Source organism: Desulfofustis glycolicus DSM 9705 (assembly GCF_900130015.1).
Lineage (GTDB): Bacteria > Desulfobacterota > Desulfobulbia > Desulfobulbales > Desulfocapsaceae > Desulfofustis > Desulfofustis glycolicus.
The window spans coordinates 71543-95121 of the sequence record NZ_FQXS01000021.1; the positions used below are offsets into that span (position 1 = coordinate 71543).

The 23579-nt window shown below is 59.2% G+C and carries 22 protein-coding genes and 1 tRNA gene; 14 read left to right on the top strand and 9 right to left on the bottom strand.

What is annotated here, in order from left to right; translation table 11 throughout:
- Window positions 1-11: 11 nt before the first annotated feature.
- A complete protein-coding gene (locus tag BUC26_RS15925) occupies window positions 12-851 on the top strand; it encodes an REP-associated tyrosine transposase (protein ID WP_073377587.1) in 840 nt (279 codons plus the stop codon).
- Here the strand turns inward: BUC26_RS15925 and BUC26_RS15930 are convergent.
- From BUC26_RS15930 to cysS, 5 genes are all read right to left on the bottom strand, one after another.
- The gene (locus BUC26_RS15930) at window positions 808-2448 is read right to left on the bottom strand and encodes a B12-binding domain-containing radical SAM protein (protein ID WP_073377588.1); all 1641 of its coding nucleotides are present in this window, start codon (window positions 2446-2448) and stop codon (window positions 808-810) included. The two genes, BUC26_RS15925 and BUC26_RS15930, sit on opposite strands and share 44 nt — an antisense overlap.
- 80 nt (window positions 2449-2528) lie before the next feature.
- A complete protein-coding gene (locus tag BUC26_RS23455) occupies window positions 2529-2699 on the bottom strand; it encodes a hypothetical protein (protein ID WP_153307089.1) in 171 nt (56 codons plus the stop codon).
- 256 nt (window positions 2700-2955) lie between these two features.
- A tRNA-Gln gene (locus tag BUC26_RS15935) sits at window positions 2956-3029 on the bottom strand.
- A gap of 135 nt (window positions 3030-3164) precedes the next feature.
- Window positions 3165-3968, bottom strand: coding sequence for an AmmeMemoRadiSam system protein B (gene amrB / locus BUC26_RS15940; RefSeq protein WP_073377590.1), 804 nt, complete (start codon window positions 3966-3968; stop codon window positions 3165-3167).
- 19 nt (window positions 3969-3987) lie between these two features.
- On the bottom strand, window positions 3988-5475 hold the full coding sequence (gene cysS / locus BUC26_RS15945) for a cysteine--tRNA ligase (RefSeq protein WP_073377591.1): 1488 nt from the start codon (window positions 5473-5475) through the stop codon (window positions 3988-3990).
- A 142-nt stretch (window positions 5476-5617) separates the two neighbouring features.
- On the opposite strand from cysS, the gene BUC26_RS15950 reads away from it, so the two are divergent.
- Complete coding sequence (locus BUC26_RS15950; RefSeq protein WP_073377592.1) at window positions 5618-7177, top strand: AmpG family muropeptide MFS transporter; 1560 nt, start codon at window positions 5618-5620, stop codon at window positions 7175-7177.
- A gap of 50 nt (window positions 7178-7227) precedes the next feature.
- Here BUC26_RS15950 and BUC26_RS15955 read toward each other — a convergent pair whose 3' ends face one another.
- Complete coding sequence (locus BUC26_RS15955; protein ID WP_073377594.1) at window positions 7228-7815, bottom strand: nitroreductase family protein; 588 nt, start codon at window positions 7813-7815, stop codon at window positions 7228-7230.
- 50 nt (window positions 7816-7865) lie between these two features.
- Complete coding sequence (locus BUC26_RS15960; RefSeq protein ID WP_073377595.1) at window positions 7866-11465, bottom strand: DUF748 domain-containing protein; 3600 nt, start codon at window positions 11463-11465, stop codon at window positions 7866-7868.
- Between the two features lie 355 nt (window positions 11466-11820).
- Here BUC26_RS15960 and cdaA point away from each other — a divergent pair, with 355 nt between their 5' ends.
- The 6 genes from cdaA to BUC26_RS15985 are packed head-to-tail and all read left to right on the top strand — an operon-like array spanning window position 11821 to window position 15683.
- Entirely contained in the window at window positions 11821-12615 is a 795-nt protein-coding gene (cdaA, locus tag BUC26_RS15965; RefSeq protein WP_073377596.1) for a diadenylate cyclase CdaA, read from the top strand.
- Complete coding sequence (locus tag BUC26_RS15970) at window positions 12612-13646, top strand: CdaR family protein (protein ID WP_073377598.1); 1035 nt, start codon at window positions 12612-12614, stop codon at window positions 13644-13646. Before cdaA ends, BUC26_RS15970 begins: the two co-directional genes overlap by 4 nt.
- A 15-nt stretch (window positions 13647-13661) precedes the next feature.
- Entirely contained in the window at window positions 13662-15014 is a 1353-nt protein-coding gene (glmM, locus tag BUC26_RS15975) for a phosphoglucosamine mutase (protein ID WP_073377599.1), read from the top strand.
- A gap of 5 nt (window positions 15015-15019) precedes the next feature.
- Window positions 15020-15325 carry a nucleotidyltransferase family protein gene (locus BUC26_RS15980; RefSeq protein WP_073377601.1) on the top strand — a complete coding sequence of 102 codons (306 nt, stop codon included), beginning with the start codon at window positions 15020-15022 and terminating at the stop codon, window positions 15323-15325.
- Complete coding sequence (locus BUC26_RS23905) at window positions 15322-15468, top strand: ribonuclease HepT family protein (RefSeq protein WP_161949870.1); 147 nt, start codon at window positions 15322-15324, stop codon at window positions 15466-15468. Before BUC26_RS15980 ends, BUC26_RS23905 begins: the two co-directional genes overlap by 4 nt.
- Window positions 15469-15488: 20 nt before the next feature.
- Window positions 15489-15683, top strand: coding sequence for a HepT-like ribonuclease domain-containing protein (locus BUC26_RS15985; RefSeq protein ID WP_244155873.1), 195 nt, complete (start codon window positions 15489-15491; stop codon window positions 15681-15683).
- Window positions 15684-15755: 72 nt separating this feature from the next.
- Here BUC26_RS15985 and BUC26_RS15990 read toward each other — a convergent pair whose 3' ends face one another.
- Window positions 15756-16082: a type II toxin-antitoxin system RelE/ParE family toxin gene (locus BUC26_RS15990; protein ID WP_073377602.1), complete on the bottom strand. Its 327-nt coding sequence runs from the start codon at window positions 16080-16082 to the stop codon at window positions 15756-15758.
- Window positions 16082-16357 carry a type II toxin-antitoxin system Phd/YefM family antitoxin gene (locus BUC26_RS15995; protein WP_073377603.1) on the bottom strand — a complete coding sequence of 92 codons (276 nt, stop codon included), beginning with the start codon at window positions 16355-16357 and terminating at the stop codon, window positions 16082-16084. The genes BUC26_RS15990 and BUC26_RS15995 overlap by 1 nt, the downstream gene beginning before the upstream one ends.
- Window positions 16358-16440: 83 nt before the next feature.
- Here BUC26_RS15995 and BUC26_RS24550 point away from each other — a divergent pair, with 83 nt between their 5' ends.
- The 6 genes from BUC26_RS24550 (at window position 16441) to BUC26_RS16025 (ending at window position 23424) form a co-directional block, all read left to right on the top strand.
- Window positions 16441-16641 carry a DUF4143 domain-containing protein gene (locus BUC26_RS24550; protein WP_425267085.1) on the top strand — a complete coding sequence of 67 codons (201 nt, stop codon included), beginning with the start codon at window positions 16441-16443 and terminating at the stop codon, window positions 16639-16641.
- Between the two features lie 202 nt (window positions 16642-16843).
- Window positions 16844-17266 carry a nucleotidyltransferase domain-containing protein gene (locus BUC26_RS16005; RefSeq protein ID WP_073377605.1) on the top strand — a complete coding sequence of 141 codons (423 nt, stop codon included), beginning with the start codon at window positions 16844-16846 and terminating at the stop codon, window positions 17264-17266.
- Complete coding sequence (gene hepT, locus BUC26_RS16010; protein ID WP_073377606.1) at window positions 17263-17679, top strand: type VII toxin-antitoxin system HepT family RNase toxin; 417 nt, start codon at window positions 17263-17265, stop codon at window positions 17677-17679. Before BUC26_RS16005 ends, hepT begins: the two co-directional genes overlap by 4 nt.
- Window positions 17680-17714: 35 nt before the next feature.
- Window positions 17715-18872, top strand: coding sequence for an efflux RND transporter periplasmic adaptor subunit (locus BUC26_RS16015; RefSeq protein WP_073377607.1), 1158 nt, complete (start codon window positions 17715-17717; stop codon window positions 18870-18872).
- A gap of 11 nt (window positions 18873-18883) precedes the next feature.
- Complete coding sequence (locus tag BUC26_RS16020; protein WP_073377609.1) at window positions 18884-22030, top strand: efflux RND transporter permease subunit; 3147 nt, start codon at window positions 18884-18886, stop codon at window positions 22028-22030.
- A complete protein-coding gene (locus BUC26_RS16025; RefSeq protein ID WP_073377610.1) occupies window positions 22024-23424 on the top strand; it encodes an efflux transporter outer membrane subunit in 1401 nt (466 codons plus the stop codon). Before BUC26_RS16020 ends, BUC26_RS16025 begins: the two co-directional genes overlap by 7 nt.
- Window positions 23425-23579: the final 155 nt, after the last annotated feature.

Below are 23579 nucleotides of genomic sequence, written 5' to 3' on the forward strand. Positions count from 1 at the left end.
AAGCAGGCTCCATGGCGCGCAAACCACGGATCCATTTTCCAGGAGCCTGCTACCACGTCATCGTGCGGGGGAATGCCGGGCAAGATCTTTTTTGTGCCGATCACGATCGGCAACGGTTCCTACAACTCCTGGGAAAGGGTATCGCCCGGTTTCAGCACCGGATTCATGCTTTTTGCCTGATGACCAACCATGTCCACCTGCTTGTCCAGGTAGGTGAGGCACCGTTGTCGCGGATAGTGCAGAATCTCAGCTTCCGCTACACCCGCTATATCAACAGCACGAGAAATCGTACCGGCCATCTGTTTCAAGGACGCTATAAGGCGATCCTCGTCGATGCCGACCATTATTTGCTCGAACTGGTTCGCTATATTCATAACAACCCGGTTCGTGCCGGGCTGGTCACTCGGCCGGAAGAGTACCCCTGGAGCAGTCACCGCGCTTATCTCGGGGAAGCGACGCTGTCCTGGCTAACCACCGACTGGGTGTTGGCCCAATTTGCCGGGCAATCTAAACGGGCCGTGGCTCTCTATAGAAATTTTCTTCAGGCCGACACCGCTGCGAGCATGGAAACGACGCTCCGGGAAGGGCTGTTTGACGGCCGGATTCTCGGTAGCGACGTTTTTGTCGAGAAGGCGCTGGCCAAAGCGGAAGAGAAGGATCGGCAGACGTTGACCGTCGAGCAGGTATTGACGCAGGTCTGCGTGTTTTACAGCCTTGACCGGCAGGCCGTGTCGAGTACCAGGCGGGACCGCGCCGTCGCCCGGGTTCGGGCTGTGGCCGCCTATCTCATCAGAGAGTCCGGCTACCTCAGTCTGACCCCGCTTTTGCCAGCACGTCAAGGTAGTAATTAATAACACCTATCTGTCCGTAATAAGCGGGATCGTGCGCCGCGCCGATGGCCTGTTTCAGGTCTTCGGCGGCCTGCCGCGCTGTTTCGAGGGCGCCATGATTGGCCGCTTGACGGAAAAGATAATCGAAGGCTGCGGCCTTGTCCGGCAGCTCCAGTGATAGATAGGTCCGGAGCGCTTCGGCAAAACGGTCACGGTCGGCCAGATAGGAAACGGCCAGCCGCGCCCGGCGAGTCTCGGATATCTCATTGGCAAAGCGCATCGGTGAGGGGAGTCGGGCATCGACATAACGTTTCAGCTCCAGAGGCGCGACAGGCGTACAGAAAAAGCACGGCTCGAGCAGCTCCGGTGTCAAACGCCCATATACAGCAATATTTCCGGATGATGAACGCACCATCTCTGCCAGCGCGGTGCCTGGGTAGATGCGCGCTCCGACGGTGTATTCGTAGCGGCGTCGGCCGTTTTCCGGATAGCCGTTCATTGCCGAGATGGTTTCCTCGACCGACCCCCAGGTTTCACTGGGCAGCCCGAAAATCAGATCGATGGTGATATCGATGTCATGCCGGGCACAGCAATCGATGGCGGCGATAATATCGCGGCGGCGATAGGAGGTTCCTGCGGCCTCGAGCACCTCGTCGGCGAAACTGGTTGCCGTCAAGATCACCGACATCCCCGCTTTTGCAAGCAGTGCAGCAAAAGCATCGGTAAACGGGCGCGGCAGGAATTGCGAGGCAAAGCGAAAGCGTTTCTCAAGACCGGCGGCGAGCAGGTATTCCAATAGCTGCGTGGCGTAGCTCAAATCCGGAACGTTGAATTCGGTATCGACGAAAAAGATGGTGCGGACCTGGTCCTGGGCGGCGCAGTCCTGCAATTCGCCGATCACGTCGACGGGATCGCGGTAGGTGAAGCGCTTTCCTTCGATGATCGGCTCGACGCAGAAGATGCACGCCTGGTTGCAGCCCCGTTTGACCCGAACCGGCAGACCGGCTGATTCGAAAGCATGGCCGAACCCCGCGTCGCGCTCTGAGTGTGCTGGTGCCGGGAAGACGAAGGGCTGTCGCCCCGTTTCTTGAAAGCCGTTCTCGGTGCGAATGATCAGGCCCGGGATCTGCTGAAGCCTGCTGCGGTGGGGCCAATGCTGCACGAAAGCAGCCAGAGCCGCCTCCCCTTCACCGATTATGCCATAGTCGATAGCCAGGTAGTCGAGGATATCTTGAGGCGCTATGGTGAATCCGCCGCCACCACAGATGACGGGAACATCGGGCAGCAGTTGTCGGACTGCATCGGCAACCTCTCGGATCTGCGGCAGGAAGAAAAACGAACGATAGCCGTCACCGGCCAGCTGGCCATACTCCTCGCAGGCCATGCAGGTATCGAGGTTGCGGATACCAATGCCAACCAAGTCAGGCCGGAATTCGCCCGTCACCTGCGTCAGATTGGTCAGCGCCTCGGCGCCGGGCAGGAATGCAGGTTCGATCCTGGTCTCGATTCCCTCACGTCGCAGCCGCGTTGCCAGGAGATCGAGGCCGTACGGGTAGATCTGCTTGACCAGGTAATACGGGTCGCTATAGATCAGCAGGACTCGCCCGATTGGTGTCATCGTCTCTCCATCATGGGCGGTGAGCCCCGGGGTGTTCCATTTGCCTGCGCATTACCGGCCAGGCGCTGTGCACCGTCGGCCTACTTGGTTATCATCTTGCAGAGCGTAGCCGTCCCGGAATCAAGGATCGCCTTTATCACCCCAGGTTTCCCGAGTTTCACCAGCCTCTCGATACAGGTAACGGCAACGAGATAGAGCAGGTCGCTGTTGCCCTCATGCTCTATGTAGTGGATGATTTCTTTCTTGGGCATGGTCTTCGTCCGTGAGCGTTGAATTGTCGCCGCTGTCCGGCATGTGTTACGAAAGCGCCTGTTGAAAACGGGTCTTGCGGGAGTATAAAGAATTCGGGGTGCACGACTCCAGCTAACGTATTGTACAGATGGCCCGACGATGGTTCAAGAGCAAATGGTCTGATTGAAATGTGATGAGGTTACCAGTAGACTTGCCGTAGGCATCTGAAACGACGAAAGGGTTGAGGGAAAAATTCCCTCAACCCTTTCTTGTCTATGGCTGGGGGACAGGGATTCGAACCCCGATAAGCGGAGTCAGAGTCCGCCGTCTTACCATTAGACCATCCCCCAGCAGCATGGGCGTTTTGATGAGCTTCAGATATATATTAGAATGACTTGGCAGTGTCAAGGGGAAAAGCGGGGTCAGGCTTGACAAGTTGACTTGTTGTGCGCAACAAGTCAACTTGTCAAGCCTGACCCCGCTTTTTATCTGATGACCAGGCCGGCGTAGCCGACTACTTGGTCGGTATCGCCGGAGGCCTCGCCGGAATCGGTATAGCCGATCAGTTCCGCTGTGGTGGCGCCGAGTTGTTTGGCGGCCAGCATGGTGATGGTGACCGGGATAAAACCGCACATCGAGATTTTCTCGCTGACGACGGTGCGGTAGAGGCCTTCCGCGTCCAGGTTGAGGATCCGGTCCAGGGCCCGATGATCTTTGACCGAGGCGGCCCGACGCGACTCATAGTGACTCATATCGGTTGATGCGAGTAGCAGGACCCGGTTCTGCCGGGCCGAAATCGCTGCTGCCAGTGCGGCGGCCACCTCGCGGCAGCTGTCGAAGCTGATTTGGCTGAGAGCAATCGCCACCAGCGACAGATTCGGCTGCATGGCTTGCAGGAAGGGGACCTGAACTTCGAGCGAGTGTTCGTGCAGATGGGCCTGCTCGTCGGCGGTAAGCAGCGGTGATGCCGCCAATATCGACTCGGCCAGCGCAGTGTCGCAGGGGACGATGCCGCCGGGCAGCTGCCAGGAACTGGTCGATACGGCTATGCCGGCACCCCGGCCATGGTGGTTGGGGCCGAGGACAACGGTTGTTTTCGGTACTTTTATCGAGCCGATGGTCGCTGCCGCCAGTTTGCCGGAGTAGATGTAGCCCGCATGGGGGGCGATCGCGGCGATGGCCTCTTTTCTGTCTGTGCGCTGTACCGGCAACAGCTGCGCGACAACGCGGCGCAGCTCGTCCGGCGAGCCGGGGTAGAATCGGTTGGCGACTGCCGGTTGGCGGATCATGGTCTCCTCCGCTGTTGAATCAATCCCTCTTTACCGACCAGGTGGTGCCGTCGGGTCCGTCCTTGAGTTCGACGGACTTGGCCAGCAGCTCATCGCGGATCGCGTCGCTGAGCTTCCAGTCCTTGTTTTTACGAGCCTCGTTGCGCCGGGCGATCAATGTCTCGATGGCCGCCGGATCGATGACGGCATCCCGGATGGTTTCCCGCTTGCGCCGCTCCAGGAAGACCTGGGCCGGTTCGTTGAGGATGCCGATTACACGGCCCTGGCGAATGATGGCCTCGCGGGCCTGGTCGAGCCGGGCCAGATCGGCGGGGGCCTGCTCTTCCGGGAGCTTGCGCAGGATCTTGTTGACCGTCTTGGCGGCGTCGAAGAGCTGGCCGATGGCCTGGGCGGTGTTGAAATCGTTGTCCATCGCCTGCCGGAAGCGCTCCTCGAGGCTGTCGATCTTGTCGGCTTCCTTGTCCGTGATGACCGTGCCGGCGATGTCTGCGGGCTTTCGCTTGATCGCGTCGATGCCGGCGATGCTCTCATAAAGCCGGGTTAGTCCGGTTTCGGCATCGAGCATGGCCTGCTCCGAATATTCGAGCGGGTTGCGGTATTGCGTCGAGAAGATGAACAGCTTGAGGATTTCCGGGTGATATTTCTCTGAAAGCTCCCTGATGGTCAGGAAATTCCCGAGCGATTTCGACATTTTTTCGTTTTCGGCGGTTGCCTCGTTGCGGACGGTGACAAATCCGTGATGCACCCACATGTTGACGAATGGCTTGTCGTTGGCCGCTTCGCTCTGAGCTATCTCGTTTTCATGATGGGGAAAGATCAGGTCCTTGCCGCCGCCGTGGATATCAAACGTGTCGCCGAGATACTTCTTGCTCATCGCCGAGCATTCTATATGCCAGCCGGGTCGGCCCGGTCCCCAGGGGCTGTCCCAGGCCGGTTCGCCGGCCTTGGAATGCTTCCACAGCGCAAAATCCATCGGGTGGCGTTTTTTCTCGTTGATGGTGATGCGTGCCCCAGCCTGCATGTCCTCGAGCCGGCGGCGGGACAGCTTGCCGTAGGCAGGAAAATGCTCGACGGCGAAATAGACGTCGCCGTCGACCGCGTAGGCCTGATCCTTGGCAATCAGGGTCTCGATCAAACCAATCATATCGTCGATGTGTTCGGTCGCTTTTGGTTCGATGTCCGGCCGCTGGAGGCCGAGATAGTCCATGTCGCGATAGAACTCATCGATAAACCGGGCGGCCAGTTGGCTCGGCGGCGTGCCCTGCTCGTTGGCGCGGTTGATGATCTTGTCATCGATATCGGTGAAGTTCCTGACAAAGGTAACCTTGTAGCCGCAATAACGCAGGTACTTGACGATCATGTCGAAGACCAGCGAGGAGCGGGCATGGCCGATGTGACAATAATCATACGAGGTGATACCGCAGACATAGAGTTTGACATGCCCCGGTTCCAACGGGTTTAATGGTTCTTTTTTCTGGGTGAGGGTGTTATAGATGCGAACGCTCATGGTATGCACAAATAGCTGAGAAAGAAATGCGCAGATCCGGGCAACGCCGAGGCGAGACCGGAAGCGACTGCACAGGGAGATACAGCGTGCCTTGGATTGTGGTGAATATTCAGAATAATCTTATTGGCCGGAAAAGACAACAATGAGTGAGACCGCACCGCTAAGGAGCTGGTCTGAGACGCTGCGTTCCTGGCTCCATCCCCGCGTCGTCACCATGCTTTTTCTCGGTTTTTCCGCAGGCTTGCCGCTGCTGCTCATCTTCGGCACCCTATCTGCCTGGTTGACCGAGGCCGGCGTCCAGCGTTCCGCGGTAACCTTTTTCAGCTGGGCGGCGCTCGGCTACAGCTTCAAGTTCATCTGGGCGCCGTTGATCGATCGCATGCCGCTCCCCTGGCTAACGCGTTTGCTCGGTCGGCGCCGGGCCTGGATGGCGACGGCCCAAGTGCTGATCATGACGGCCATCTTGATAATGGCTTTTGTCGATCCGGCCGGTTACCACGGTCACCCCGGCCACTTGGTCGCCATGGCCTGGGCGGCGGTGCTGCTCGGATTTTCGGCGGCTACTCAGGATATCGTCATCGATGCCTACCGCATCGAATGTGCCGAGCAGGAACTGCAGGCGATGCTGTCCGCCTCCTACATCGCCGGCTACCGGATCGGCATGCTCGTCGCCGGGGCCGGCAGCCTGGCCCTGGCCGCCCACTTGGGCTCTTCGGTGGCGGACTATTCCTATACGGCCTGGCGCCTTACCTATATCGCCGTTGCGTCCTGCATGCTGGTCGGCCTGCTGACCACGCTGAGCATCCCCGAGCCGGCGCCGAACCGGTCGGCTGCGGTGCAGTTGCAGTATACGTCCGGTCAGTACCTGCGCTTTTTTCTGCTCTTTCTCTGCGGCGCCTCGGTCTTTGTGCTGGTTTTCTTCTTCAGTGGCCCCCTGGCCGCCGCGCTCAAGGAGCAGCTGCACCAGATGCTGCCGCTGCTCGGCATCGTCGTCGGCTTTCTGGTCGAGACAGTGCGGCTGGCGGTTTCGCTGCTGGTGGGGTTGGCCGCAGCCCGCGCTCTGGTGGGACTCGGTCTGGTCAGCGGTGCGATGCTGACCGACACCTATATCGCTCCGGTCAAGGATTTCTTCACCCGCTACAGCACCAAGATGGTGCTCAGTCTGCTGCTGCTGATTGGTTTCTACCGTGTCTCGGACATCGTACTCGGCGTGATTTCCACGGTCTTTTATCTCGATCTTGGCTTTTCCAAGATGGAGATCGCCGCCATCGTCCAGACCTTTGGCCTGCTGATGACCATCACTGGCGGTTTTCTCGGCGGCATGCTGACGGTGCGCTACGGGGTGGTAAAGATGCTTTTCGTCGGCGGGGTGCTGGCGGCGGCCACTAACGTCCTGTTCATGGTGTTGGCCAATGTGGGCCCCGATCCGCTGCTGCTGAAAATCGTCGTCGGTGCCGACAACCTGGCGGCGGGCATGGCCTCGGCGGCCTTTGTCGCCTTTCTCTCCAGCCTGACCTCGATCTCGTTTACCGCCGTGCAGTACGCGGTCTTTTCCTCGCTGATGACCCTGTTTCCCAAACTGATCGGCGGTTATTCAGGCACCATCGTCACGTCCATCGGCTATCCACACTTCTTCCTGCTCACCGCGCTGCTCGGGCTGCCGGTACTGCTGCTCATCTGGCTGGTCCGAAAGGTTCGCTGAGACGGCCACCGTTCGGTCTCGCCTGAATCATTTTTTCCGGCGGGTACCGCTCAGGAGCGCCAGGGCAGGTCGACCAGCACATCGGTGCGGCTGCGTTTCGGCACGTGATGAACGCCTGTTTCGTCGCGCCAATAGCGGATATTATCACCTTCGACCGGTTCGATCACCACGCTCTCTGCCGGGTAACCAAGGGCAATCACCAGTCCCACCTCCAAGTGCTCGGGCATCTCGAAAAGATCGGCGAGTTTTGGCGAAAAGGCGCCGATGCGGCATCCGCCGATACCCTCGGCCATTGCACCGAGCAGCAGGTTCTGGCTGGCGATGCCAAGGTCGAAGTGCGCCTCGCGCTCATTTCCTTTGAGGCGGGAGCGGTTGAGCAGGCAGAGGACGTAGGCGCTCGGCTGCTCGCCCGGTTCCGGTCCACGCCAGTCAGTGAGATAGCCGGCCCAGGCGAGAAACGGGAAAATCGCCCGGCAGCGGCCGCCATCGGTTACCGGCATGAACTGCCAAGGCTGGCAATTCCTGGCCGATCCGCCGAGCCGGGCCAGATCGATGAGTGTGGCCATGGTCTGCTCGGAGATAAGACGGTCCTGCTGAAAGCGTCGATAGGTCCTGGTTTTTTTGATCAGGTCTTCCATGGTACGGTCTCCCGGTAGGCTGAGAGGTTACGGCCGCTTTTCGATGCGGTCTATGGTGTTTGTTGTCCGGAGGCGGCAACAACCTGCAGATCGACTCTGGTCCCGGTACCGTCTTCGATAATACGCCGTTTGTCAGGATCGCCGCCGGTCACGCGGCCGGGGGCGATGCCGAACTCGTCGAGCAGATAGGTCAACACCGTTTGTTCCCGGTCGACGGCCAGTGTGGCCAGCATATCGTCATGAACCGAGACCGGTTGGGGGGCCAGCGGCGTGAACGGTTCATCGGACGGTTCGATATCCGTCTCCTGGACCGATTGGCTCGGATCGGTTTGCTGCTGCTGTTGACGGGCGGCCTGCTTTTCCTCCTGCTCGCGGCGCCATTGCTCGGCCAACCGCCGATTCTCTTTGTCGATACGGAGCTGTTCCTGCCGGGTCAACTCCGCCAGTACTGCCGGAACATCGGCGTTGCGATCGGCAAAGCCGACCAGCTTCAGGCCGATCAGCGGGTGGGCCGCCAGCAATTCGCTGTAGCGGTTGAGGCGCTCGCGCCCGGCCCCGGTCAGCTGAGTCGTGCCCGGCTGAAAGAGGACATCGTACTGGCCGACCAGATCTTTGAATTCTTCGCTGGCGAGCAGCAGCGGATCGATGGCCGCCTTGATCGACAGGGTCGCGTAATGGGCGATGACCTCCGCCAGCACGCCGCTACCGGATAAATCGCTGCTGTCAACAGAAAAGCCGGTTTGCCCGTCACGATCGCTGATCAATGCGAGTGCCACCGCAGCCGGAGTGCCCGGCCGGGTCGGCGCCAGGCCGGTGATGACGATGTCGGCCTGCTCTCGGCCGTTCGTCCCCTGCCAGGAGGCGGAAAAAGAGAGACGCGCCGTCGCTTCGTCGATGGCCAGATCGCTGATCCGCTGGCTGATCTGGGGGCCAAACAGCTTCAGCGGCAGAGACGGGATGATGACCCCGGCGGTGACGGTGGCCGGCTTTTGCAACAGCCGGCCCTCGCCTTCAACGGTCCACGGATGGCCGGCGAGCATGCCCTGCAGCCGGAAGGCGCCATTTTGTTCGGCGGCAGGGTAGACCAGTTTTTCGAGCAGGCTGGTGACACCGGTCAACTCGAGTTGCAGCGGCGGCGAGATCCTCTCGTCCTGATAGGAGATGATCCCGTCCTGCCAGCTGACGGTGTCGATGGTCAGGGAAAAGCTGTCGCCAGGTGCGCTGTTGCCACCCGCGTCGCTCTTCTGCTCGGGCAGTAAAAGGCGGCGGAGGAAGACGGCCGCCTGTTCCGCAGGATTGTCATTGCCTGCACGGCGCTGCCATGTCCACTCCGGCCGGGACAACCGGATCTCGCCGATCGCCAGCCGCCGTTTGTCGGCCGACCAGCTAAACTCGGAGAAGCCGGCGTCGGCTGCCCGCCATGGCGGCGCCTCGCCGCCGTCGATGGCCACATCCTGGGCGCTGAGTTCACCGCTGAATGCCTGCTCCGGATAGCGAAAGGTTCCTTTGGCTGAGAGCGTAGCGGCGCCGTTGAGCAGCGTTTCCGAATCGGTAAACCAGGACAGCAGCTGCCGGGGGCGGACCCCGTCAGCGGCGAGTTGCGCGGAGATGGTCACCGGGGCAATGCGCAGGACCCCCTTGGCCTTGATTGTGCCGGCATCACCCTGCCGGGCGGAAAAGACGAAATTGTCGTCTTTCACCTCTTTTTGTTCGAGCTTGTTGGCCTGCAGGAGTACGTCCTTGAGATCGAGAATGGTATTTTTTTCAGTATCGTCGAGCACCTTGACCGTGCCGGAGAAATCAAAACCGTGCAGGATGAACTGGTCCGGCCGGCTGGCAAACAGGCCGAACAGGTGGGGAACCTGCCGTCGGTCCATGACCACGGTGCTGTTGGGCAGAAAGACGTTGCCGAAATCGGTGACGCCGTCGATCCTGCTGACCGGCTCGCAGCGCAGGGTTGGGGTACGCAACCAGACTACGCCCCGTTCCTTGACCTGCAGCTCCTTGATGGTCAGTGTCGTTTCTTCGAGGGAGTAGGCCAGGACCTGGTCTTTCTGCTCCGAAAGGGAGAGACTCAGGCGGCCGTTAATGTCGATGGCGCCGGCGATGTCGTTTGGCGTTCGGCCGAGAAACGGGGCGATGCGGGCGGCCGGCATATCGCCGAGCTGTAGGGTGCCGCCGGGCTGGTTGCCGTCAAAGAAGCCGCCCTGCCAGGTAAAGGAGGCCGGCGACCGGCTGTCTTGGCCACTGATTCGAAAACTGCCGGCGGCGCCGTCGCCGGCAGGCGTCTCGTTGGCGAAGTCGCGGATACTCAGTTGGATGTCCTGCCAGGCCACCACCGGTTTTTCTTTTCCCGGCTCGGCGACGGCATAGCTGGCATCATCGGCGATCAACAGTTTGATGCGCAGCGCCGGGATGGCTTGATAGAGCGTGCTGTCAGCGGCCGGGCGCCTGGTCATCGGCACCAATGCCGCCAGGGTTTCCCGCGACAGGGTGCCGCTGCTGATTACCGCCGGTTCCCGGAGCAATACGCTGCTCAGCAGCAGTGAGCGTGACAGCGGCTCGAAGGCGCCTTCAAGCCGAGCCGACGGGATGTGCACGGCCAGTTTGTCGTCCCGGGATTGGACCTTCAGGTCGCTGGCGGTCAGATCGAAGCCGACCTGGAGCCGGTTGCCCTGCTGATCCGTTTCGGCAAAGGAGATGAGCAGGGTGCCGTTGGCCGTGCCGTCGCTGAAGCGAATCGGCAGTTCGACCGGCAGGTAGTCGGAGTAGCGGGGAATATCGATATCGTTGAGGTCGACGCTGATTTCGGTAGCGCCGTCAGGATCACTGCCGTCCAGTCCGGTATCACCGGTCAGAGTGATCGAACTGCCGTTGATCACCGCCGAAAAGCGGGGCTGGAGATAGGTTTTGGCCTGATAGGAAAAATTGGACAGGGCCGGCAGGGTCAGCGTGATCTGATCGATCAGGTGCTCGCTGCCGGCGTGGTGGTCTTCGACGGTGACCCGAGAATCGCTGACGCTGATATTGTTGAGTGCAAAGAAAAACGGTAGTTCGGCAAAGTCGATGATGTCCGAGGGATCCGGGGCCTTGGCGCCATGCAGCAGCGGGGCGATATTGTAGGTCTTGTCTTGCCGGCGGACGATACTCAGATGGAGTCGCTCGACGGTCAACGAGCCGCAGACCAGATCGCCGCGGAGCAGTGAGATCGGCGCCAACTCGGCGCTGACTCGGTCTATGCCGAGGAGACGTTCGGCCGGCTGCTCGTCGGCCCCTTCGTGCAGCGCTATGCCGGCGAGGTCGAGGCGGAAGGTGAAGGGGTTGAAACGGACCTGCTCAAGGGTCAGCACCGTTCCGGTCTGCTCATTGAGGTATCCCGGCAGCAGGCTGCGCAGCAGCCAGGGGGCCAGCAGAAAACCGGCACCGCTGTAGAGTGCCAGACCGATAACGAGCGCCGCAAACCACCATCGCAGACCGCGCCCCGCGTCCGGTCGCTGTTTCTGCCGCGGGGCAGAGGGTGGTGTTTTGACCTGCCGGGAAGAACGCTTTGCTTTGCGGGAGCGTTCCTCGGTGCCGGAGGGCGCCGGTTTATGCTCGTCGTCGCCGGCGATGGTGATGGAGCCGAAGAGATCCTTAGGTTGCTGAGACATGGAAAACAGATCGGTTGCAAGAGGGTGAGCGGTTGATGACTGGTTGCTGCTCGTCTTTTTCAGTACCGTTACATGTATGAAATTATCGGGGAAATGTCCACACTTGATCAGTCTTCCGCGATCAGATTCTGCCACTACCGGCCGCGGCCGCGGCCGCGATTCGTCGAAAAAAGACCGATAGCAAAAATATTTGTTTGTAAATACGGTTGTTTGCCGGTAAGCTGTAAGAGTCGGCGGTGGTTCCGGTGCCCGGGGAAACAACGTGGCAACGGTTGATCAAGATTCCGATGGACGGCCCACCTGTATCCCATCGCCGCCATAACGGCCACCCGGTTAACCCAAAGTATCAGACTACATGTTCGATTTCGTGCAACTTTTCCGCTGGCAGGATGGATTGGACATCCTGGTGGTGGCCTTTGTCTTCTACCAGCTGATCTCGATCATCCGAGGCACCCGGTCGGTGCAGATGGTGATCGGCCTCGGCGTGCTGGTCGCCGGGTATTTTCTCGCCCGGGTCCTGGAGCTGGCAACGCTTCTCTGGCTGCTGCAGACCTTTCTCTCCTCGTTGTTTCTGATCGTCATCATCGTCTTTCAGGACGATATCCGCCGAGCCCTGACCCAGGTCGGCCAGTCGCCGTTCCAGAAATCGACGGGTATGATGGAAAAGGAGTTGGAAGAGATCATCCGCACCGTCTTCTACCTGTCCAAACGGCGTATCGGCGCGTTGATCGTCATCGAGCGGGAAATGGGGCTGCGCGATTACGTAGAGTCGGGCTTTCTGATCGACGCCCGGTTGACCAAGGAACTGCTCATCTCGATCTTCATGCCGGTCTCGCCGCTGCACGACGGCGGCGTGATCATCAGTAAAGGGCGAATCCATACCGCTGGTTCGATCCTGCCGCTGACCCAGAATCCTTATATCGATAAACGCTACGGCACCCGGCACCGAGCGGCCATCGGCCTGTCCGAGGAGACCGATGCGGTGATCCTGGTGGTGTCCGAGGAGACCCAGAATATCTCGCTGGTGCAGCATGGCGCGATGACCGCGGTCAATGACGAGATCTCGCTGACCAACAGCCTGCGGGCGATCTTTATCGGCAGCAAGGAAGTACAGAAATCCAGCTGGAAAAATTGGTTCGTACGATCATGAAACCTCTCAGCGCCTCATACTGGCGACGCCTGGTGACCAAGGAGTGGCTGCCGATCCTCATTTCCCTGATCATGTCGGCGGTGCTCTGGTACAACGTCGGCGGCGAGAAAACGGTGGACACCAGTGTCATGATTCCGGTCGAGGTGCTCAACCTGCCGCGCGACCTGGTTATCTCCAACCAGTTCAAACGCCAGCTCGAGGTCACCGTCAACGGCCCGCGCTCGCTGATCCTCGGCATCGACCAGCGGGAGATCAGCCGGCGCATCGATCTGGCCAACGCTACGCCGGGCACGACGGTGATCACCAACGACGTTGAATCTATCACCGTGCCGCGCGGTATCACCGTGTTGCGCGTGCAGCCATCGACCATCATCCTGTCGCTCGACAAGCTGATCAGCAGGCAATTTCCGATCAACCCAGTGACCATCGGCTCCCTGCTACCGGGCTACGTGCTCGAGAGCCTGCGCATGGAGCCGAGCGTGATCACCATCACCGGTCCCGAATCGGTATTGGCCAAGCACGAGGTGCTGCGGACCCGCGAGATCGATCTGAGCAATATCAACAAATCGATGCAGGTGCAGGCGCCGCTCGATCTCGATCCGGCCATCGTCGATCTGATCGGCGAGACGACGATTACCGCCGAGATTGTCGTGCGGCTCGACAAGGAGCAACACGAATACTCCCTGCCGCTCGATGCGGACGGGCTTGAAGTGCCGGTCAAGCGGGTCAAGGTGCTCGCCGATGTACCGAAACTGCTGCTCGACCAGGACATCAAACTGACCGACATGCTCTCCGCCCGGCTGGCCATCGATGAGGTCAACGGTATCGGTATCGTCCGTATCATCCAGGCCCCGGATCTGAGCCACCCGGTGGAGGTCATCCGGGTCGAGCCGGCGGTGGTTGAGCTGCCGAAAGTGCAGATCCCGCAACCTCAGACCAGGCCGCCTGCCGGTGAAGCGAAACCGGCTGCCCCGGCGCCGACCGGGACACCCCAGGCGCCCGGCAAAGCCAAACCACCCGAGAACCCCTAACCGGCAGCACTACCCATGAGAAGACTCTTTGGAACCGACGGCATCCGCGGCGAGGCCAACACCCACCCGATGACAACCGAGATCGCCATGCAGGTGGGCCGGGCCATCGCCTTTATCGTCAAGGACCGCTCGCGCGGCCACGGCATTGTTATCGGCAAGGACACCCGGCTCTCCTGCTATATGCTGGAAAATGCGCTGGCTGCCGGTATCTGTTCGATGGGTGTCGACGTGATGCTGGTCGGTCCGCTGCCGACCCCGGGCATCTCCTTTATCACCACCTCGATGCGTGCCGATGCCGGCGTGGTGATCTCCGCCTCCCACAACCCGTTTCAGGACAACGGCATCAAGATCTTCACCCACGACGGCTTCAAACTACCAGACGACGTGGAAGAAGAGATCGAGGACCTGATCTTCTCCCAGAAGATGGAGGCGCTGCGCCCCGTTGCTGCCGAGGTTGGTAAGGCCGAGCGCATCGATGACGCCAAAGGCCGCTATATCGTCTTTCTGAAAAGCACCTTCCCGAAGCAATACGTGCTCGATGACTTTCACATCGTGCTCGATTGCGCTAACGGCGCCACTTATGGCGTTGCTCCCCATGTCTTCGAGGAACTCGGCGCCAAGGTTACTGCCCTGGCCGTCAAGCCGGACGGCACCAATATCAACCGCCGCTGCGGCGCGCTGCACCCGGAGCTGATGGCTGAGGCGGTGCGCGCCGAAAAGGCAGATATCGGCCTGGCCTTCGACGGCGACGGCGACCGCCTCATCGTCTGCGACGAGCGTGGCCAGATCGTCGATGGCGACCACATCATGGCGATCTGTGCCAAGGATCTGCTCAAGCAGCGCAAGCTGAAAAAGAAGACGCTGGTGGCCACCGTCATGTCCAACCTCGGTCTGGAAGTGGCCATTGAGGGTATGGGCGGCACCCTGGTGCGCACCGCGGTCGGCGACCGCTACGTGGTCGAGTGCATGCGCCAGAACGGATACAGCTTCGGCGGCGAGCAATCCGGCCACCTGATCTTTCTCGACGACATCACCACCGGCGACGGCATCCTGGCCGGCCTGCAACTCCTGTCGGTGATGAAGAAACAGGATCGCCCCCTCTCCGAGCTAGCCACCGTCATGGAGAGCTTCCCCCAGGTCCTGAAAAACGTCCGCACCAAAACCCGCATGAGCATCGACGAGATCCCGCACTTCACCTCAACACTCAGAAAACTCGAAGAAAAGCTCAATACCACCGGCCGCATCCTGGTCCGCCCGTCGGGCACCGAACCGGTCATCCGTGTCATGGTCGAAGGCCAGGATGAAGAGCTGATCAACGACATGGCCGACGAACTCTGTGAACTGGTCAGCAACGCCGACCGGATGTGACAACCATGAAGCGAAAGCACCTCGATCTCCAGGAAGCAATCGCCAGACTCCGATCGGAAATGCCGAGGCTGAGCAGAGATTACGGCGTTCAGTCCCTGTCGTTGTTCGGATCCTATGTGCGGGGAGAACAAAGCCCAAAAAGCGATCTTGATATTCTCGTAGAGTTTTCAAAAACTCCGGGAATGCTGAAGTTCATGGACCTCGAACACGATCTTTCGAAGTTGCTCGGCGTGCCAGTCGATTTGGTTCACAAAAAGGCGCTGAAACCAGCTATCGGAAAAAGAGTCCTTCAGCATGCCGTGCCGATATGAAGAAAAATCTTCTCAGCAGTGATTATGTTCAGGACATTATAGATGCAATGGACAGGGCTGAAGAGTTTATCGGAAATTCAGGATATGATGAATTTGCCCGGGATTTGAAAAGTGTCTTGCAGTTGTCCGTTGCCTGGAAATAATCGGTGAGGCGGCCAAGAAAATTCTATCGGAACACCGGAAACGATACAAATCCATCCCATGGCGTAGTTTGGCGGGGATGAGAGATAAATTGATTCACGACTATGCCGGCGTAAGTGTGGACATCGTTTGGCAGACTACAAAGGATGATATTCCAACCATTAAACCCTTGCTGGTGAAAATGCTTAAAGACCTGCGTCTCGAAGAGATCGAGTAATAGACAGCGTCGATTTTCCTACATCGGTGCAAGCGAAATGACCGACGAACTTCGCGAACCGGTCACTATGAGCTATGCTTGCAATAGACGCCGTTGCAGCAAAGCCTGCATGTCGCGGCGACCGTCGGCAATCACCATGACATAGACATTTTCGGCCATGACCCGGTAGATGATGCGGTAGGGTTTGAAAAATATCTCACGGTACTCGCGAAGGCCGACGGCCAGCAGTTCCTTCGGATAGGCCCCTCGTTCCGGGTTTTCAGAGAGGCTTGAAAAGACATTCTCTACTTGATCGAGAACGTAATCCGCTTTTCCCGGCACGTCGTGAGACTCGATATAGTCGTATAACTCCTCGAGATCGCGGGACGCATCGTCGGTCAGAAATACCTGGAAAGCCATCAGCGAATCTTGTTCCGCTCTCGAAGTCTCTGTACGACATCACCGGCGGGCTGGACCTTGCCTTCCTCGATCTGACGCATACCGAGCGCAAGAATCTTCAGAAGAGCCATGGTCTCATGGGTCTGCTCATAACTTTCGATGTCCTGCACAACGACCTTGGCTTCGCCATTCTGGGTGATAATCAGGGGATCGCTTTGCCCCGACAGGTTACGCACGATTTCTGCGGCATGGGCCTTCAGGTAACTGATCGGTTTGATCTGACTCGATAGCTTCATATCCGTCCTCCTTTGATGACTAAATATAGTCCTTAAACAGGTCAACCGTCAATCTGAATCGCTTCGGTTCGACACAGCGTGAAATTTATGGCAAAACAGGCAACCTTGAACCGGGTTCCGAGCTATACGGGAAGGCGTTTGAAAGCTGGTGTTTTCATGAGCGGTGCGCGTATAATTCATATCGGGAATGTTTCGCTGATCTCAGCTATTGGCGATTGGCCGGTGGAACAGAAATGGATTTCATCATCAATGATATGGTAATTGCCATCGAGGCTAATATTTAGACCTCTCGGCCAAACATTTCAGAGTCCTCCTTTGGCAAGGCAGGATCTTCCGATAGTTCCGAAGCCGTCTGAACCAACGCGGACAAACCTCTTTTCCTCTGTTGTTATGCCCTGAAATAGAATAGAATTGTCTTGTTTGAATAACCGACAGTTGGCTAACAGCCACGTCCCAAAACCAGACCTCCTTGCGCAAGGGCCGTTGATGGATCGACCGCTTCACCGGGCAGATGCCGCCACGAAACAGCAGTTGTGCACCACGATCACTGATGCCATCAATGGTGACCCACAGGTACTCTTTGCTTTCCTTCACGGCAGTTTCCTCGAGACGGACCTGCCATTTCACGATATCGATCTGGGCGTTTTTCTTTATGAGCCGGACAAACTGCAACGGGTCGATTACGCCGCCCGTTTATCCCAATTACTCAGCGCCAAAACGGCTCTTCCCGTTGATGTTAAAGTTCTCAATGACGCCCCGTTGACGTTTTGCTATCACGTCATCAGAGGCACGTTGCTTGACAACAAAGACGATGAACTCTGCTGCCGTTTTATGGAAGATACGATGAGAGCGTATTTCGACATTAAACCAATCCTTGATCGTGCCGCCAGAGAGGCGTTTGCCCCATGAGTCTGAACAAGGATCTGCTCCGCACTCGTTGTCAGGAAATCATCGAATCATGCGACCGCCTCGACAAGATTGCTCGGCTTTCAAAAGACGCGTTTCTCAGCGATCAGGATGCCAAAGACATTGCCAGTTATCGTCTGTTGCTCGCAATTGAGGGCGCTCTCAATATCTGCTACCATATATGTTCGAAAAAATTAAAGAAAGTTCCTGAAAACTACGCTGATTGTTTTCGTCTTCTCGGTGAGTCAGCTCTCATCCCTCCCGATTTAGCCGATAAGCTGCAAAAGATGGCCCGATTTCGTAACCTCCTGGTTCATGTTTACTGGGAAGTTGACGAGGATTTGATTTACACGATTCTCCTTTCGCATGTGCAAGATCTTCGTGAATTTGTCGGCAAGGTCGCGTACCTTGGGTAAATAATTTTTTCACCTTTTCCGGCCGTGGAGTCTTCATGTCACGCTTACACCTGATCGCTCTCTTCTCTCTCTGTTTTCTGTGGATGCAGACACTGCAGCCTGTCACCGTAGCCGGGGCCAACAACGATCCTGCTGCGCCGCCGGCCCCGGAGGTGCGGGTAGTGGAGATCACCCCCAAGCCGGTCTCCTTGTCGACCGACATCGTCGGTGAGATCAGGGCCTATCGGGAAGTCGATCTCCGGGCCCGGGTGACCGGCAATCTCACCGAGATCCGGTTTCAGCCGGGACAGAAGGTAAAAAAGGGTGACGTGCTGTTTGTCATCGATCCCGGCGCCTACGAAACGGCGCTCGCGTCCTCCCGGGCCGCCCTCGCGCAGGCGTCCGCCTCGCTGGCCCGGGTCAGGCAGGACGTCGAGCGCTACAAGCTACTGCTACCGGACAACGCCATCCCGCGCCAGGTCTATGACCAGACGGTGTCGCAGGCCGAGCAGGAGGAGGCGGTGGTGGCCATCCGCCAGTCCGAGGTGGAGCGGGCGCAGCTCGAACTGGAATATACCACGGTACGCGCCCCGTTTGATGGGCGGATCGGCCTGCAGAAAATCGAGGTCGGCGGGCTCGTTTCCGCCGGCCAAACCTCGCTGGCCACTGTTTCCACACTTGATCCGGTTGCGGTTCATTTCGCACTGGCCGAGAACGACTACCTGCAGCACGTCAGACGAATGAGTGGTCCGGATGCGCAGCGGGGGCAGGAACGGGAAACCGGTGATCTGCCGTTGCAGCTCATCCTCGCCGACGGGGGTATCTACCGGGAAGAGGGTGCCATCGACTATATCGACCCGGAAATCAACCCAACATCCGGCACCCTCGGTGTTCGGGCCATCTTCCCCAACCCGGACGGACTGCTGCGGCCCGGTATGAACAGCCGGGTGCGAATCTACTACGCGCAACTCGAGCAGGCCATTGTTATACCGCAGCGAGCGGTTACGGAAACGCTGGGCAACTATTTCGTCACGGTGATCGATGGGGAGCAGGTGGCGGCCCGGCGTCCGGTCCGCCTTGGCCCCCGGATGGGCGATCAATGGTTGGTTGAAGAAGGGCTTGCCGCCGGGGAGATCATCGTCGTTGACGGTGTTCAGAAGGCGCGGCCTGGCGCCAAAGTCAACCCGGTCCTGCTGCCGGCCGCCACCAACTGACGGAGGCGATCGTGGCAAAATTTTTCATCAACCGGCCGGTCTTTGCCATCGTCACCTCGCTGATTCTCCTGCTCGCCGGCGGTATCGCCGGGTTGACCCTACCGATCGCGCAGTTTCCCCAGATAACTCTGCCGACCATCCAGGTATCGGCCATCTATCCCGGAGCCGATGCCGGCGTCGTGGAAGAGAGTGTCGCACTGCCCATCGAAACCCAGATCAACGGGGTCGAGGGCATGTCCTATATGTCGTCGACCGCTTCCGGCAGCGGCTATTACAGCCTCAACGTGACGTTCGGACTGGAAGCCGATCCGGATATTGCCTCGGTCCAGGTGCAGAACCGCGTGGCCCAGGCCAACGCGCAACTGCCCTCCGATGTCCTCGCCAGTGGGGTGACCACCAAGAAGACGACGCCGGACACTCTGATGTACATCGCTCTGTACTCGCCGCAGCAGACCTACGACGAACTATTCCTGGCAAATTATACGGCCATCAATATCGTCGAGAGCATCAAGCGGGTCAAGGGGGTTGGCAATGTCCAGCTCTTCGGCGCGGAATTCGGCATGCGGGTCTGGCTGCACCCGGAGCGCATGGCCACCCGGGGGTTGACGCCGGGCGATATCTACCAGGCGATCAAGGAACAGAACGCCCAGGCGCCGGCAGGCAAGGTCGGTCAGTTGCCGGCACCCGATGAGCAGCAGTTTCAGTACAGCGTCCAGGTTCGGGGCAGGCTGTCGGACCCGGAAGAGTTCGAAAACATCATCGTCCGCGCCCAGGCCGACGGCTCGGCGATCCGCATTAAGGATGTCGCTCGGGTCGAACTCGGTGCCAAGGACTACAATTATGCCGCCCGCTACAACGGCAAACCGGCGGTGGCCTTTTCTATCAACCTGACGCCGGACGGTAGCGCCATCGAGACGTCGCAGTTGATCAGAAAGAAGCTCGATGAACTTGCCATATCCTTTCCCGATGATGTCGACTACGAGATCGTCAACGACAACACGGTCTTTATCAAGGCTTCGCTGGAGTCGGTGGCCCACACCTTTTTCGAGGCGCTGCTGCTCGTTCTGCTCGTCGTCTTTCTCTTTCTCCAGAGTTTTCGGGCAACATTGATCCCGATGCTGGCTGTACCTGTCTCCCTCGTCGGCACGTTTGCCGCCTTCGTGCTGCTCGGCTTTACCATCAACACCATGACCATGTTCGCCATGGTGCTGGCCATCGGCATCGTCGTCGACGACGCGATCATCGTCGTAGAGGCCGTTGAGCACCACATGGCCCACGGCCTCACCCCGCGCCAGGCAACGGTGCAGGCGATGGAGGAGGTGAGTGGACCGGTCATCGCCACGGCCCTGATCCTAGCTGCGGTCTTTGTTCCGGTCGCGTTTCTCGGCGGCATGGCCGGCGTCATGTACAAACAGTTTGCGGTGACCGTTGCCGTCTCCACTCTGCTCTCCGCCTTCGTCGCCCTGACGCTGACCCCGGCCCTCTGCTCACTGCTGCTACGGCCCGCGGACCCGAGCAAACGGGGGCGGGGATTCAACCGGTTTTTCGGTCTCTTCAACCGGCTGTTCGACGCGATGACCGTCAGGTACGGCCGAACGGTGCAGGTGGCGATCAAGCGGATCGTTATCAGTTGTACCATGCTGGCTATTATTATCCTGGCCGCATTCGCCATCATGCGCCAGGTGCCGGGTGCCTTTGTACCGGCCGAAGACCAGGGGTATTTCATCGGTTCGGTGATCATGCCCGATGCCTCATCACTCAACCGCACCATCGGTGTCGGCGACCAGGTCCAACAGGTGCTTATGGCCCAACCGGCCATCGCCCGTTCCCTGGTGATCAGCGGTTTCAGTATCCTGACCGGTTCCATCCAGTCAGATGCTGCTCTTTTTGTCGCCGTTCTCAAACCGTGGGCGGAGCGGAAGCAGCCGGAGCTGGGACTTGCTGCCACCATGCAGGCGGTGTTGGCCGAAGCGGGCGCGATTCCAGAGGCGGTGATCCTTGCCTTCAACCCGCCGCCGATTCCGGGACTCGGTGCCACTGGCGGCTTTTCCTTCAAATTACAGGACCAGACCGGAGCAAGCCCGATGGAGTTGGCAACCGTTGCCGGGCAATTGGTAGCCGAAGCAAAGAAACGACCGGAAATCGGCCAGGTGTACAGTAAATTCAATCCCGGCACCCCGGCCTATCGCCTGGAACTCGACCGAGACCGGGCGAAAAAACTCGGTGTCGCCATCAGTGACATCACGCTCGCCTTGCAGACCTTCCTTGGCGGTTTGAATGTCAACGACTTCACCCGCTTTGGCCGCACCTACAAAGTTACCCTCCAGGCCGAACCGCAATTTCGTAGTGACATCGATGGCATCCGGCTCTTTCATGTCCGTAATGCGAACGGCGAGATGATTCCGCTGTCCAACCTGGTCGTACCGGTATCGATCGCCGCGGCCAATACCCTCGAGCGCTATAACATGTTCCGCTCCGCCGAGCTCAGCGGCGAACCGGCCCCGGGATTCAGCTCCGGCGAGGCCATCAAGGCCATGGAAGAGACAGCCGCCCAGGTATTGCCGCAGGGCTACGGCTACGAATGGTCGGGCATCAGTCTGCAGGAAAAAGAATCGGCAGGGCAGGCGCCGATCATTTTTGCCCTGGCCCTCGTCTTTGTCTTCCTTTTCCTAGCCGCGCTTTACGAGAGCTGGTCGATCCCCTTTGCCGTACTCCTGGCTGTACCGATCGGCGTCTTCGGCGCCATGTCCGGATTGTGGCTGACCGGCCAGACCAACAGCATCTACGCCCAGATCGGCCTGATCCTGCTCATCGGCCTTGCGGCCAAGAACGCCATCCTGATCGTCGAATTCGCCAAAATGAAACACGATGAGGGGCAGTCACCGGAAGCCGCCGCGCTGGAGGCGAGCAAACTGCGGCTGCGGCCGATCATCATGACCTCCATGGCCTTTCTGCTCGGGGTCGTCCCGCTGATTATCAAAGGCGGCGCCGGTGCCGCCGCCCAAAAGGCCATGGGCATCACCGTCTTTTCCGGGATGCTGACCGCCACCTTTATCGCCGTTTTTCTGGTGCCGGTGCTGTTTGTGGCCATCAGCCGACTGACCGGGGGCCGAAAAAAACAAGAACCTGCCCCACCTCCCAGCGAGGCGCCATGCTGACAAACCCGCCAACCATACTCAGATGTCTCCTCCTGCTGCTGGCCACAGCGATACTCTCCGGCTGCAGCTTCGGGCCTGACTATGTACGCCCGGACCTCGAGCTGCCGGCAACCTTTCGCGGCAGCGACGTCTCCCTGTCCGACACCTCCTTTGGTGATCGGAACTGGCGCACCGTTTACTCGGACCCGACCCTGCAAGCGTTGATCGAGGAAGCACTCACCGCTGCCCCTGATCTGCTATTAGCCGAAGCCAGGATCCGGGAAGCCGAAGCGGTAGCCGGGATCACCCACGCCGATCGCCTGCCGCAACTCAGCCTCAGTTTTGCCACCAGCCCCACGGCCCGGCAACCCGGCGATGATCTCACCTCCACCTTTCTCGGCGGTGCCGCCATCAGCTGGGAAATCGATCTATGGGGCAGGATGCGCCGCGCCGACGAAGCCGCCCGGGCCGATCTGCTGGCCAGGGAAGAAACCGGCCGGGGAGTCTATATCACGCTTATCTCCCAGGTGGCTACCGGTTATTACCGGTTGCTCGCCGAACACGACCTGCTGGCCGTTGCCACCCGAACCGCCACTAACCAGCGAGAGTCCCTGCGCCTGATCGAGCGGCTGTCAACAGCCGGTATCGCCACCGATGCGGAAATCCGCCAGCAGGAAGTCGCCCTGGCAGTGACAGAAGCCACCATCCCCGCACAAAAACGGCGCATCGCCAACGCTGAGAATGCCCTGTCCATCCTGCTTGGCCGCTCCCCCGGTTCGGTCCTGATCAAAACCGGCACCGAGCCAGACCTGCCGGCCGATATCCCCGCCGGCCTGCCCAGTCAGCTACTCGAAAAACGCCCCGATATCATGGCCGCCGAACAGCAACTGATCGCCGCCAACGCACGAATCGGCGAGGCCAAGGCCCGGTTTTTCCCATCCTTGTCGCTGACCGGCCTTTTCGGCCAGGTCAGCACGTCCGCCAGCGACGTGCTGACCGGCAGCGCCGCCTCGGTCGCCTCGCTGGGCGCCGATGCCCTGCAGCCGCTGTTTGCCGGTAAACGACTACTCTACAACCACGAGGCAACCCGCACCCGGCTCGACCAATCCGTGATAACGTATCGCAAAACCATCCTCACAGCCCTTGCCGAAGTAGCCAACGCGCTGACCAATTACCGCTATTCTGGCGATATCCTCACCATCCAACAGCAACGTACCGCCTCAGCCCGGGAGGCCCTCAGGCTTGCAGAATCCCGCTACCAGGCCGGCGTAATCAGCTATATCGAAGTACTCGACGCCCAGCGCCAGCTCTTTGCCGCCGAAACGGACCTGGTGCAGGCGAGACTGGACCGCCGGCTGACCCTTATCTCCCTCTATCTGTCGCTGGGTGGTGGCTGGGAGGAACCGGCAACCTGATCCTCTTACAAAGCACTCAATCCTTCTCGGAAAGAGTTATGCTCAAAAGTGGTGTTTGAAGGAGACATAAAAAAGAAATGACGTATCCTGTTGGAATCAGTTCGCCAAAACAAAATTCCAACAATAAGAGGATACGTCATGATGAACAATAAAGT